The sequence below is a fragment of the Hydrogenophaga sp. genome, assembly GCF_051858985.1.
In the GTDB taxonomy this organism is placed as follows: domain Bacteria; phylum Pseudomonadota; class Gammaproteobacteria; order Burkholderiales; family Burkholderiaceae_C; genus Hydrogenophaga.
The window spans coordinates 916,595-928,836 of the sequence record NZ_JBHYGM010000002.1; the positions used below are offsets into that span (position 1 = coordinate 916,595).

Here is a 12,242-nt window from a genome sequence, read left to right on the forward strand (position 1 = left end):
ATCGAGTATCCGATGTGGACCAGTGGCTCGCTGGGACCGTTGAGGAGGCTCAAGACTTGTGGTGCTTTGCACCCGTTGAACTGTTCGATGCGGTCCCATCTTTTTCGACAGGGGTAAACACGCCAGTGCTCGATAGCGACTCGTCATAGCGTTTTTGCCCTGGCTTGCTCCAGCCTTTGCCGACAGGCACGTCGCGCTGATCGGCCGATGCGGCGTTGATCTCTTTCCAGCGCTTCAGGTCGAACGTCGGAAGCGGCTGGCCGTCCTTACTTCGATGGCGTACCAGCCAGGCCTGTTCAACCTCGTTGATGCCTGCGTCCGTGCTCTTTATCTCGGTGCCCAGCCACACCTCACCATCGAGCGGCAAGTGCGTAATCTTTGGTTCGATCAAGATCATCACCGGCCGCTGCAGCAAGCCGGCTGGCTGATACAGCGTCGCTACCCGAACGGTTCTGTTGAACGAAGTGCGTCCTGGGCGCCAAGTGGCCATCGATATGCGACCGAACTCGGGTGCCGGCCAGTCCTTTGGGTGCAGGCGCTGCGCGTTGCGACGGAGGGGGATAACTTCATAGAACACTGTATTAATATACAGTTAACGTTGGTCGCGCTCCAGCAATTGGCGACAAATAGTGCCCGTTGCCTCTGCCAGCCCACAAAGGCACATTGCAGAGAGTCAACTGAGTGTTCGAGGCGGACGGGGGAACAAGATGGGGAACGGAGAGAACCAGAACAAGGGAAACCTAGCACCCACGCGGCTTTCTTAGCATTGTTCAATCCCCTCCGGGCCACCACCCGCCTGCCCTTTGCCCCAACCCCGCTACAACTGCGAGTCGATCAGCGACGCGAGCCGCTCAGCCAGCCGCTCACGCAGGGGGCGGTTCAACCACTCCTGGTGACTGATCGGCCGTGAAAGCGCGAGGTCCGCCTCGAAGATGGCGGTCTGTTCCCTGGCGAAGTCGGCATCGAGGATGTTCAGCGTGGCCTCGTCGTTGAGGCGAAAGGACCGGTTGTCGAAATTGGTGGACCCCACCGAGACGAGCTGGTTGTCCACGATCATCACCTTGCAGTGGTACATGGTGGGCTTGTATTCGGCGATCACGGCGCCCGCCTCCAGCAACGGCCCCCACTGGGCGCGGGAGGCCAGGCGCACGGTTTCGGCATCGATGTGTTCGCCGGGCACCACGATGCGCACACGCACGCCCCGTTTCATGGCATCGATCAGCGCGTCCAGCATGAGCTCGTCGGGGACGAAGTACGACGCCGACAGGTCGATGGTGCGTGCGGCCGACGTGATGGAGAGCAGGTACATGAGCTGCATGCTTTCTGCGCCGCCCGTGGGTGAACTGCTGAACATCTGGGCCGCACTGTTCCCGACGTCATCCAGTTCCGCGAAATACGGGGCGCCGTGCAGCACTTCGCCCGTGACCTTGATCCAGTTGTCGAGGAACACGGCCTGCATCTGCGCCACCACCGGCCCTTCGACCTGGAAGTGGGTATCGCGCCAATGCTCCGGATCCTGCGCATTGCCCGTCCATTCGGGGGCAATCCCCACGCCGCCGGTGAACGCCAGCTTGCCGTCGACCACCAGCAACTTGCGGTGCGTACGGTTGTTCATGCGCTGCAGGTGGTACCAGTGTGGCGGATGAAACTTGTGCACCTGCACCCCGGCGTCCTTCATCGTCTGGATGATGGCTTCGTCCATCTTGCTGCTGCCGATCCAGTCCAGCAGCACGTGGGTGCGCACGCCCGAGCGTGCACGCTCGGCCAGCGCTTCGCCAAATTCGCGCCCGATGTCGCCGGACCAGTAGATGTAGGACTCGAACGTGATCGTCTGCTGCGCCGACCGAATGGCCGCGAGCATGGCCGGAAAGATCTCGTCCCCGTTTCGAAGCACCTGCACACGGTTGCCATTGACGAAGGGCGGGCCCAGGAGCAAGCCGAGTTCCTGCCGGAACCGCGGTTCCTCCACGTCGTACAGACGTTCCAGCCGCCTTTCGATGTGCGGTTCGCCGCTGGAAAAGTTCATGACCGCCAGCACGGCCAGCAGGGTGACCACCGCCGAGCCGAGGACGGCAAAGGCGATGCGGTATCGGGAGATGAAGTCGCGCATGCACCGAGTATCGCGCGACCGGCATCCGCTTCAATCCAGGCGGATGCCCTTCTCCTTCACCACCTTGCCCCACAGCGCGTTTTCTCGCTGGAGGATGTCACCGAGTTCCTTGCGGCCCGGTCGGGCCAGCACGTTCACCGACTGGTACTGGGCCACCACCTCGGGCTGGGTCAGCACCGTGGACATGGCAGCAGCGAGCTTGTCGAGGATGGGGGTCGGCGTGCCCGCCCTGGCCAGAAAACCAAACCAGACGTCAGCGGAGAACCCCGGAACCGCTTCCGCGATGCTCGGCAGGTCGGGCATGGCGGGTGAGCGCGTCGGGTAGGACAAACCCAGGTATCGCAGGCGCCCTTCCTTGACGAGCCCGGCGGTCGAGGAAGACGGTGTCGACATCAGGTACTTCACCTGTCCGCTGAGCAGGCCCTGGATGGCTGGCGCAGACCCGGAAAAGGCGATCCTGACCATGTCCTTGATGCCGGCCATGTCGTGAAACACCTCGGTGGCCAGATGGCCCACGCCGCCCAGCGCAGCGGTACCCCACTCCAGTTTGCCGGGGTTCGCACGCGCGAAGCCGACGAACTCGGCCAGCGTGGCCGGCATGGACGGGTGCGCCATCAGCAGCAGCGGAGATGTGCCCTGCAGCGAGACGGGCACCAGGTCCTTGAACTCGTAGCCTGCGTTGTTGCGCACCAGCGGCGTGGTGACGAATCCGTTGTGGTGCGTGAGGATGGTGTAGCCATCAGCGGGCTGCTGCGCCACATACTGCGTGCCGATGGCCCCACCTGCTCCGGCCTTGGCTTCGATGATGACCGGCTGGCCCAGGATCTTGCTCAGCGGTTCCGTGACGTAGCGCGACAGGACATCGTTGGTCCCGCCGGGTGCTCCGGGGTTGATGATGCGAATGGGGCGCTGTGGCCAGTTGTCCTGAGCAGCCACCTGGGCGGCGAAGGGAGCCAGCGTGGCCAGCGAAAGAACGTGGCGGCGATTGAGCATGATGAGGTCTCCTGGTGATTGTGTTTCCTCATCATAGGATCCAACCAACCAAACATTCATTGGTAAGACCACTTACGCGCATGTCGGAAGGTATCGAGGGTTTTCCCGGACTTCGCGATTGCCAATATGCAATATATTGCAGGCCAGCCGGATGCACTATTGCTCATGCCATCGTGTCAGGTCGGTCTAAATTCACTTTTAAATTGTTCAGGCCTAAAGTACGGGTAATTCTGTATCGCCAACGACCGCCCTGCCGTCTACAGTGAACCGCATCCCGGCAAACCATCCACAGGAGATCCCACCATGACCACCCGCCGACTCGTCCTGACCCGCAGCGCCGCCGTGATTGGCGCCGCCTCCACAGGCCTGTTGCTGCCGCAAATCGTTCGCGCACAGTCGGACAAGGTCCGCGTCGGCTTCATGCTCCCCTACACCGGCACTTTCGCGCAGCTCGGCGTGGCCATCGAGAACGGCTTCCGCATGGCCGTGAACGAGCAGGGCGGCAAGCTGGGCGGCCGCGAAATCGAGTATTTCAAGGTCGACGACGAATCCAACCCGGCCAAGGGCATCGAGAACGCCACCCGCCTGGTTCAGCGCGACAAGGTCGATGTGCTGGTGGGCACCGTGCACTCCGGCGTGCAGATGGGCATCCACAAAGTCGCTCGCGACACCGGTGTGCTCAACCTCATCCCCAACGCCGGCGTGCACGTGGCCACCCGCGCCCAGTGCGCGCCCAACGTGTTCCGCACCTCGTTCACCAACTCCCAGCCGACGCTGGCACTCGGCAAGGCGATGGTCGACCGCGGCCACAAGAAGGCCGTGTGGATCACCTGGAACTACGCCGCCGGTGACGAAGCCTTTGAAGGCTTCGAGCAGAGCTACACCGCCGCAGGTGGCACCATCGTCAAGAAGCTCGGCCTGCCCTTCCCCAACGTGGAATTCCAGGCCCTGCTGACAGAAATCGCCTCGCTCAAGCCCGACGCCGTGGCCTGCTTCTTTGCGGGTGGCGGTGCGGCCAAGTTCATGAGCGATTTCGCCGCTGCGGGCTTGAACAAGTCCATCCAGCTCTACGGTTCGGGCTTCCTCACCGAAGGCGTGCTCGAAGCCGCAGGACCTGCGGCCGATGGTGTGCTCACGACCATGCACTATGGTGACTCGCTCAACACGCCACGCGACAAGCAATTCCGGCTGGAATACGCCAAGGCGTTCCGCCTGCAGCCCGACGTGTACGCGGTGCAGGGTTACGACGCGGGCCTGCTCCTGATCAAGGGCGCCAACGCCGTCAAGGGCGATCTCAACAACAAGAAGCCGCTGTACGCCGCCATGGAAGGCGCCGTGATTGACAGCCCGCGCGGCAAATGGACCATGAGCAAGGCGCACAACCCGGTGCAGGACATGTACCTGCGCAAGGTGGAAAACAAGGAAAACAAGGTGATCGGCATTGCGCAGAAGGCAGTGGCCGACTCCGCCGCCGGCTGCCGCATGGGCTGATCGAACCCCCGCGTCATCTGACTGACCAGCAAACCGGCGCCCCTGAGGCGCTGGTCTGTTTTTTGCTCGTCTCTTCTGCCCTTCCCCCGCATTCCGTCCCATGGATTTCGCCAATTTCCTGATCCAGTTGCTCAACAGCTTGCAGTACGGCCTGTTGCTGTTCATGCTGGCCGCCGGGCTCACGCTGATCTTCGGCATCATGGGCGTGGTCAACCTGGCACACGGCAGCTTCTACATGCTGGGCGCTTACCTGGCGTGGTTTCTCGCGGGCCAACTGGAGAGCCTGGTGCTGGCCATCGTGCTGGGCACCCTCCTTGCGGTGGTGTTTGGCTGGCTGCTCGAGTGGCTGCTGTTCCGGCACTTCTACCACCGCGATCACCTGGACCAGGTTCTGCTGACCTTCGGCCTTATCTACATCTTTGAAGAAGTCCGGTCGATCCTGTGGGGTGACGACGTGCACTCGGTTCAGGTGCCCGAGATGCTCAACTGGTCGATCCCGCTCACCGACAACCTCTCCTATCCCGTGTACCGGCTGGTGATGTCGGGCGTGTGCATTGCGCTCGCCCTGGGCCTTTACCTGTTGATCTCGAAAACGCGCCTGGGCATGAAGATCCGTGCCGGGGCGTTCAACCGTGAAATGACCGAATCGCTCGGCATCAACATCCGCCTCATTCATGGCGTGGTGTTCGCACTGGGCGTGGCGCTGGCCGCCATCGCCGGCATGATCGCCTCGCCCATCTCCAGCGTCTACCCCGGCATGGGCAGCTCGGTGCTGATCATGTGCTTCGTGGTGGTGGTCATCGGCGGCATCGGTTCGGTGCGGGGCGCCCTGGTGGCTGCCCTGCTCGTGGGCCTGGTGGACACGCTCGGCAAGGTGCTGGCGCCGCAGATCGCCGGCATGGCCGTCTACATGCTCATGGCCGTCGTGCTGCTCTACAAGCCCGAAGGGCTCTTCAAACAATGAGCGCTCCGAAAGCCCAACTCGAAAAACTGCCGCGCAGCATCCAGCTCATCCTTCTGCTGGGTGCTTTCGCTTTGGCAGCCTTCCCGTTCGTGCCCATCGATGGCACCGACTTCTACCTGCAGATGCTCTCGCAGATGATGATCCTGGCCATCTTCGCCATGAGCCTGGATCTGCTGCAGGGTGTCACGGGTCTCGTCTCGCTGGGTCATGCAGCCTATTTCGGACTCGCGGGTTACGCACTGGCCTTCCTCACGCCCGCCGACGTGCCCATCAGCCTCTGGTGGTCGCTGCCGGCTGCTGCGCTGGCCGCAGGCCTGGCGGCGCTGGTGATCGGCTTCTTCGTGGTGCGCACGCACGGCATCTACTTCATCATGGTCACCATGGCCTTCGCGCAGATGGTGTTCTTCCTCTTCTTCGACAACAAGGCACTGGGCGGGTCCGATGGCCTGTACGTGAACTTCCGCCCCGACGCTTCCCTCTTCGGCTGGACCGGCATCGACCTCGAGAACAAGACCACCTTCTATTACTTCACGCTGCTGGTGCTGGTGCTGGTCTACGCCTTCCTGCGTCGCCTGCTGTTTTCACCCTTTGGCCGGGTGCTCGCGGGCATTCGTGTGAACGAACACCGGATGCGCGCCGTCGGCTATGGCACCTTTAGCTACAAGCTCACAGCCTTCACGCTGGCGGGCGCGCTCGCCGGCGTGGCGGGCTTCCTCTGGGCAGCACAGACCGGCTATGTGAATCCGGAGCTCATGGGATTCCACATGAGCGCGCACGCCATCATGATGGTGATCCTGGGCGGCATGGGCAATTTTGCCGGCGCCATCGTGGGCGCGTTCGCCTTCGAATACGTGATGCACTTCTTCAAGGACCTCACCAAACACTGGCAACTGCTCATGGGGGGTTTCATCGTCCTGGTGGTCGTGTTCGCGCCCCGTGGTCTGCTGGGGATCGTGCACAGGATCTCCGGTAAACGGAGCGGGTCATGAGCGAACTTCTCCTGAACGCACAGAACCTCACCAAACGGTTTGGCGGGCTCGCTGCCGTGAACGACGTGTCGGTGGATCTTTTCCGCGATCGCATCCATGCGGTGATCGGCCCCAACGGCGCCGGCAAATCCACCTTGACCAACTTGCTTTCGGGCGATCTCCCGCCCACCTCCGGACGCATCCAGCTCAACGGCACACAGATCTCCGGACTCAGCCCCGAATGCATTTCGCGCCTGGGCCTGGGACGCAGCTACCAGAAGACCAACATCTTCCTGCCCTTCACCGTCTGGGACAACGTCCGCCTGGCCGCGCAATCCCGCGAGCGGCACGGCGCTTGGAATCCTGCGCGGTGGCTGTCGGCCGCCAGCACGATGAAGGCGGTCAACGAGCGCTGCGAACGGGCACTGGAGCTGGCCGGCCTCACCGCACGCGCTCACACCGTGGCAGGCACCGTGAGCCACGGTGAACAACGGCAGCTCGAAATCGCCATGACACTCGCCACCGAGCCCACGGTGCTGCTGCTCGACGAGCCTCTGGCCGGCATGGGCCAGGCCGAGGCCGAGAGCATGGTGGCGCTGCTGCAGAAGATCAAGAAGGACCACGCCATGATGCTCGTGGAGCACGACATGGACGCGGTGTTCACGCTGGCGGACCAGCTCACGGTGATGGTCAACGGCCAGGTGATCGCCAGTGGCACCCCGGCACAGGTGCGTGCAGATGCCGCCGTGCAGGCCGCCTACCTCGGCGAGGAGCACGCATGAGCGCAGAGAACCTGATCGAGGCACGCGCGCTGCACACCCACTATGGCGCCAGTCACATCCTGCGGGGGGTCGATTTCAGCGTGGGCAAGGGCCAGACCATCGGGCTCATGGGCCGCAACGGCATGGGCAAGACCACGCTGCTGAAGTCGCTGATGGGCATCGTCAAGCCCAGTGGCGGCCAGGTCCAGGTGAAAGGGCGTGACATGACTGGTGCAGCCACCTTCGAGATCGCACGCCAGGGACTGGCCTACGTGCCAGAAGGCCGCGGCATTTTCGGCAACCTGAGCGTGCGCGAGAACCTGGTGATGTCGGCTCGGCCCGGCACGCGGGGGCAGCGCGACTGGACCTACGAACGCGTGCTGGAAACCTTTCCGCGACTTGCCGAGCGCCTGAACCACGGCGGCCAGCAGCTCAGCGGTGGCGAACAGCAGATGCTCACGATCGGCCGCGCGCTCATGACCAACCCCGACCTGTTGATCCTGGACGAAGCCACCGAGGGCCTCGCGCCGTTGATCGCGCGCGAAATCTGGCGCATCTGCGGCCTCATCCGGGAGAGCGGCATCAGCAGCGTCATCGTGGACAAGAACTGGAAACACGTCACCCAGATCACCGACCGCAACGTGATCCTGGTCAAGGGACAGGTGGTGTTCGAAGGCACGTCGGCGCAGCTGCATGCGCAGCCAGAGCTGCTGGAGCAGCATCTGGGCGTCTGAAGGCCTCAGAGCAGCGGCCGCAGTTCGCGCGCCGCATCCAGCAGCAATGGCAGCAAATCCTTCTGGAGTGCGGCCAGTTCAAGTCGCTCCGGCGAAGCCACCACATTGAGCGCAGCCACCGTGCGACCTTGCATGTTTCGAAGCGGAACGGCCAGCGCGTGCACGCCCAGCTCGTGCTCCTCCTGGGCCACGCACAGATCGTCCTCGCGCACGCGCCCGACGATGTCGCGAAAGGCCTTGTGTTCCACCGTGGTGCGCGGTGTCAGGCGTGGCAGCTCACGACCTTTGAGCCACGCGTTGAACGCCGGCCTGGACATCGCCGCCAGCAGCACGCGACCGGTGGACGTGGCATGCGCAGGCAGGCGAGCACCCAGGTGCAGCCCATACGCCATCAAACGCTGACCTCCAATGGACACGTTGCGCGCGACGATCACCACCTCGTCGCCGTCGAGCACCGCGGCCGAGAACGATTCCCGGGTGAGCGCGGCGAGTCGATTGAGCGTGGGTTGCAACAACCGGGGCAAGCGGGCCGAAGCGAGGTAGCTGCCCGAGAAGCGCAGCACCTTGGGCGAGAGCCAGTAGTGGCTGCCGTCGGACTCCAGATAACCCAGGTGCGCCAATGTGAGCAGGTGCCGGCGCGCTGCTGCGCGCGTCAGGCCGGCTCGTTCTGCCGCCTGCGTGGCGTTCAGGCGCTGCCGCTCGGTGTCGAAGCTTTCAAGCACGGCCATGCCCTTGGCCATGCCTTCAATGAAATCGGCTTTGGCAATGGCCGGTTGGGCGGTGTTCATGGGACGGATTATGCCAGCGGCGCCCCATATTGCGCGATGATCGCGCAATCGGTCCGATCACCGCGCAATGGTCCGCGCACGCCATGGCGCCCGGCGGTGCGGCTTCCTATTCTCGAGGGCGATTCATCCACAGGAGACAACCCATGCGCACCCAGGTCGCCATCATTGGCGCAGGCCCGTCCGGCCTGTTGCTCGGTCAGTTGCTGCATCAGGCAGGTATCGACAACATCATTCTCGAACGGCAGAGCGGCGAGTACGTGCTCGGGCGTATCCGGGCCGGCGTGCTGGAGCAAGTGACGACCGACCTGATGCAGGAGGTGGGGGTGGGCGAGCGCATGCTCAAGGAAGGCCTGCCTCACGGTGGCTTCGACATGCTGTTCGATGGCCAGCGCCACCGCATCGATCTGGAAGCCCTGACCGGGGGCAAGCGCGTGACCGTCTATGGCCAGACGGAAGTGACCCGCGACCTGATGGAGGCGCGCCAGAAGGTGGGCCGCACCACCGTCTATGAGGCCGCCAACGTGCAGGTGCACGATTTCGACACCGCTCAGCCACGCGTCACCTACGAGAAGGACGGGCAGGCGCACACGATCGAATGCGATTTCATCGCCGGCTGCGACGGGTTCCATGGCGTGTGCCGCGCGAGCGTGCCCCGCGGCGCCATCCGGGAATTCGAGAAGGTCTACCCCTTTGGCTGGCTGGGCATGCTGGCCGACACGCCACCGGTGCACCACGAGCTGATCTATGTGCGCAGCGAACGGGGCTTTGCACTGTGCTCGCAGCGCAGCCACACCCGCAGCCGCTACTACCTGCAGGTTCCGCTCACCGACAAGGTGGAAGCCTGGTCCGACGACGCCTTCTGGGATGAGCTGCGCCTGCGCCTGGACCCTGAAGCCGCATCGAATCTGGTGACAGGTCCGAGCCTGGAGAAAAGCATTGCGCCGTTGCGCAGCTTCGTCACCGAGCCGCTGCGCTTCGGACGCATGTTCCTGGCGGGTGACGCGGGACACATCGTGCCGCCGACCGGCGCGAAAGGTTTGAACCTGGCAGCCACGGATGTGAAGTACCTGTCCAACGCCATCACCGAGTTCTACCAGGAGCGCAGCGAGGCCGGCATCGACGGGTACTCTGAACGTTGCCTCAAGCGCATCTGGCGAGCCGAGCGCTTCTCCTGGTGGTTCACAGGCATCATGCACAACTTCCCTGAAGACGGGCCGATCGTTGCCAAGCTGCAGCAGGCAGAGCTCGACTACCTCATCCATTCCGAACACGGCCGGCGCACGATTGCCGAAAACTACGTCGGGTTGCCACTGAACTTCGGCGAGGGCTGAAGCGCTTACAGTGGGGCGCATGACACCCCCTGCCCGCCCCACTTCCAGATCCCCTCGTCCGCTGCGCGGCGTGCGCGTGCTCAGCCTCGCGCTCAACCTGCCGGGCCCTGCCGCGCTCATGCGTGTGCGGGCCATGGGGGCGACCTGCCTCAAGGCCGAGCCACCCGCGCCGAAAGGCGCCGCCGCGGGCACATCGGGCGATCCCATGGGCCAATACAACGCCGCCGCGTACGCCACCCTCCACGACGGCGTCAAAGTGGTCAGCTGGGACCTGAAGTCGGAGAGCGGCCAGGCCAGGCTTCACAAGGAACTGGCACGGACCGACGTGCTGCTGACATCTTTCCGCCCCTCAGCCTTGCTCAAACTGGGCCTGGGCTGGAATTCGCTCAAAGTGCGCTACCCCGCGCTCTCTGTCGTGGCCATCGTCGGCGCGCCTGCCGATCGTGCGGAAGAGCCCGGACACGACCTCACCTACCTGGCTGACGCAGGGCTCGTCACCGGGTTGGACCTGCCCGCGACGCTGTTCGCCGACATGGGCGGCGCGCTCATGGCCAGCGAAGCGGTGCTGCGCGCCGTCCTGACGTTGAAGACGACGGGCAAAGGCTCCTTCCATGAAGTGGCCCTGTCAGAAGCAGCGAACTGGCTTGCCCTGCCCCGGACATGGGGTCTCACGCAACCCCAGGGCGCGGTGGGCGGCGCTCACGCCGGGTACCGTGTCTACCCCTGCCGCGATGGACGTGTGGCCGTTGCGGCGCTGGAGCCCCACTTCGCCAAGGCCTTGTGCAAGGCCGCCGCGTTCGAGATGTCAGGACCTTTGACGATGTTCGAGCCCAATGCCCATGAGGCCATCGCCAGCTTCTTTCAGGGCCGCACGCGGGCGCAGCTGGATCGGCTGGCTGTGGAGCACGACATCCCGTTGCACACGCTGGCGCACACCGTCAGAGCAGGGACGCCATCCCTCGTGCGAGCTTGACGACGAAACCATCGATCAGTTCGCCAGGGGAGTGGGAAATGCCCACGACCAGCAACTGCAGCGCGAGGACGCAGGCGACGTCCAGCCTGCGGGGAGCTTCGTAAAGCCAGTCGGGCCTCCGCTCTGAAAAATACACGAGCAGGACCAGGACGAGCGCACTGATGTGAAAGTTGAGCCAACGGCCATAGTCCCCGGCCAGCAAGTACATCGGAACGAACGCCAGACCTGACACCAGGACCGCCGCAAACCAGGCATCGGGATGGCGCGCACCCTGGAACAGCAGGCGAAAGGACACCAGGCAGGCGGCGTAGAGCAGCAGGAAGTTTCTGAAATGCGTGGACAACAAGCGTCCGGGGTGCATCCGACCCTCACCCGGTGTGGTTTCCATGTAGGCAATGGCACCGTCGCAGATCGACAGGTCCAAGCCTCTCTGCATCAGGTGCGTACAGATCAGCCTCGTGTCGGGCACGTTGGGGTGAAGAACGGCGTAGACCCCAGCGGCGAACGCCAGCAGGCCAGGCACCGAAAGGATGGCGAGGCGCGCGGCAAGAGGGGTGTGCGAAGGCATCACGAGCCACATGGCCAGCCACAGGAACGGCAGGAAGAACACATTGCCTTCGTGCGCGACGACGGCCAGGCCGTACGCCACCATAGAAAGGGCGAGTGCCAGATGGCGCCCTCGGCCGGACATTGACGCCAGAATGAGCGGAAGAAACGCCAGGTACGCCAGCATTTCCTTGCGCACCGAGCCCTGCGGATCGTTGAACCAGAACAAGACCACGAACGCGGGCGAGAGCAGGAGAACCAGCAGTTTCACCGGAGCACCGAGCCTGATTGCGGCCGCACCCACCACGCCGAAGATCAGGGCAATGACCAGGCCCTGAAAAACAAGCAGCACCGCGAGAGGACTGGTACCCAAGGCATCCGACAACGTCAGCAAGGCACTACCGAAAGGACCGCGCCGCACCGGTTCGCCCAGGCCGTGGATCAGCCAGTCGCCCTGCTTCCACGAATTTCCCCCGATGGTCCAGTCGATATAGAGGGCATAGCCCAGATAGATCAAGACGCCCGCCAGAATCGCGCCGAGACACAGCGCGTTTCCAGGCGATGTTTTGCGAAGTGTGGTCAT

At 63.7% G+C, this 12,242-nt stretch carries 12 protein-coding genes; 7 read left to right on the forward strand and 5 right to left on the reverse strand.

Features of this window, described 5'->3' with window-relative positions:
• Positions 1–49 precede the first annotated feature (49 nt).
• The 3 genes from ACTIEY_RS10750 to ACTIEY_RS10760 form a co-directional block, all read right to left on the reverse strand.
• Positions 50–397: a hypothetical protein gene (locus ACTIEY_RS10750; protein WP_439519092.1), complete on the reverse strand. Its 348-nt coding sequence runs from the start codon at positions 395–397 to the stop codon at positions 50–52.
• 420 nt (positions 398–817) lie between these two features.
• A complete protein-coding gene (locus ACTIEY_RS10755) occupies positions 818–2,110 on the reverse strand; it encodes a phospholipase D-like domain-containing protein (protein ID WP_439519093.1) in 1,293 nt (430 codons plus the stop codon).
• A 30-nt stretch (positions 2,111–2,140) separates the two neighbouring features.
• On the reverse strand, positions 2,141–3,103 hold the full coding sequence (locus ACTIEY_RS10760; protein ID WP_439519094.1) for a Bug family tripartite tricarboxylate transporter substrate binding protein: 963 nt from the start codon (positions 3,101–3,103) through the stop codon (positions 2,141–2,143).
• A 303-nt stretch (positions 3,104–3,406) separates the two neighbouring features.
• Here ACTIEY_RS10760 and ACTIEY_RS10765 point away from each other — a divergent pair, with 303 nt between their 5' ends.
• The 5 genes from ACTIEY_RS10765 (at position 3,407) to ACTIEY_RS10785 (ending at position 8,021) form a co-directional block, all read left to right on the forward strand.
• Positions 3,407–4,594 carry an ABC transporter substrate-binding protein gene (locus tag ACTIEY_RS10765; protein ID WP_439519095.1) on the forward strand — a complete coding sequence of 396 codons (1,188 nt, stop codon included), beginning with the start codon at positions 3,407–3,409 and terminating at the stop codon, positions 4,592–4,594.
• A gap of 100 nt (positions 4,595–4,694) precedes the next feature.
• Entirely contained in the window at positions 4,695–5,558 is an 864-nt protein-coding gene (locus ACTIEY_RS10770) for a branched-chain amino acid ABC transporter permease (protein ID WP_439519096.1), read from the forward strand.
• Positions 5,555–6,547, forward strand: a complete 993-nt coding sequence (locus ACTIEY_RS10775; RefSeq protein WP_439519097.1) for a branched-chain amino acid ABC transporter permease — start codon at positions 5,555–5,557, stop codon at positions 6,545–6,547. The genes ACTIEY_RS10770 and ACTIEY_RS10775 overlap by 4 nt, the downstream gene beginning before the upstream one ends.
• The gene (locus tag ACTIEY_RS10780) at positions 6,544–7,308 is read left to right on the forward strand and encodes an ABC transporter ATP-binding protein (RefSeq protein WP_439519098.1); all 765 of its coding nucleotides are present in this window, start codon (positions 6,544–6,546) and stop codon (positions 7,306–7,308) included. The genes ACTIEY_RS10775 and ACTIEY_RS10780 overlap by 4 nt, the downstream gene beginning before the upstream one ends.
• Positions 7,305–8,021, forward strand: a complete 717-nt coding sequence (locus tag ACTIEY_RS10785; protein WP_439519099.1) for an ABC transporter ATP-binding protein — start codon at positions 7,305–7,307, stop codon at positions 8,019–8,021. The genes ACTIEY_RS10780 and ACTIEY_RS10785 overlap by 4 nt, the downstream gene beginning before the upstream one ends.
• Before the next feature lie 5 nt (positions 8,022–8,026).
• On the opposite strand, the gene ACTIEY_RS10790 is transcribed toward ACTIEY_RS10785, so the two are convergent.
• Positions 8,027–8,809, reverse strand: a complete 783-nt coding sequence (locus tag ACTIEY_RS10790; RefSeq protein ID WP_439519100.1) for an IclR family transcriptional regulator domain-containing protein — start codon at positions 8,807–8,809, stop codon at positions 8,027–8,029.
• A gap of 143 nt (positions 8,810–8,952) precedes the next feature.
• Here ACTIEY_RS10790 and pobA point away from each other — a divergent pair, with 143 nt between their 5' ends.
• Both pobA and ACTIEY_RS10800 read left to right on the forward strand, forming a co-directional pair.
• Complete coding sequence (gene pobA / locus ACTIEY_RS10795) at positions 8,953–10,140, forward strand: 4-hydroxybenzoate 3-monooxygenase (RefSeq protein WP_439519101.1); 1,188 nt, start codon at positions 8,953–8,955, stop codon at positions 10,138–10,140.
• Between the two features lie 19 nt (positions 10,141–10,159).
• Entirely contained in the window at positions 10,160–11,113 is a 954-nt protein-coding gene (locus ACTIEY_RS10800; protein ID WP_439519102.1) for a CoA transferase, read from the forward strand.
• Here the strand turns inward: ACTIEY_RS10800 and ACTIEY_RS10805 are convergent.
• Positions 11,079–12,242: a hypothetical protein gene (locus tag ACTIEY_RS10805; protein ID WP_439519103.1), complete on the reverse strand. Its 1,164-nt coding sequence runs from the start codon at positions 12,240–12,242 to the stop codon at positions 11,079–11,081. The two genes, ACTIEY_RS10800 and ACTIEY_RS10805, sit on opposite strands and share 35 nt — an antisense overlap.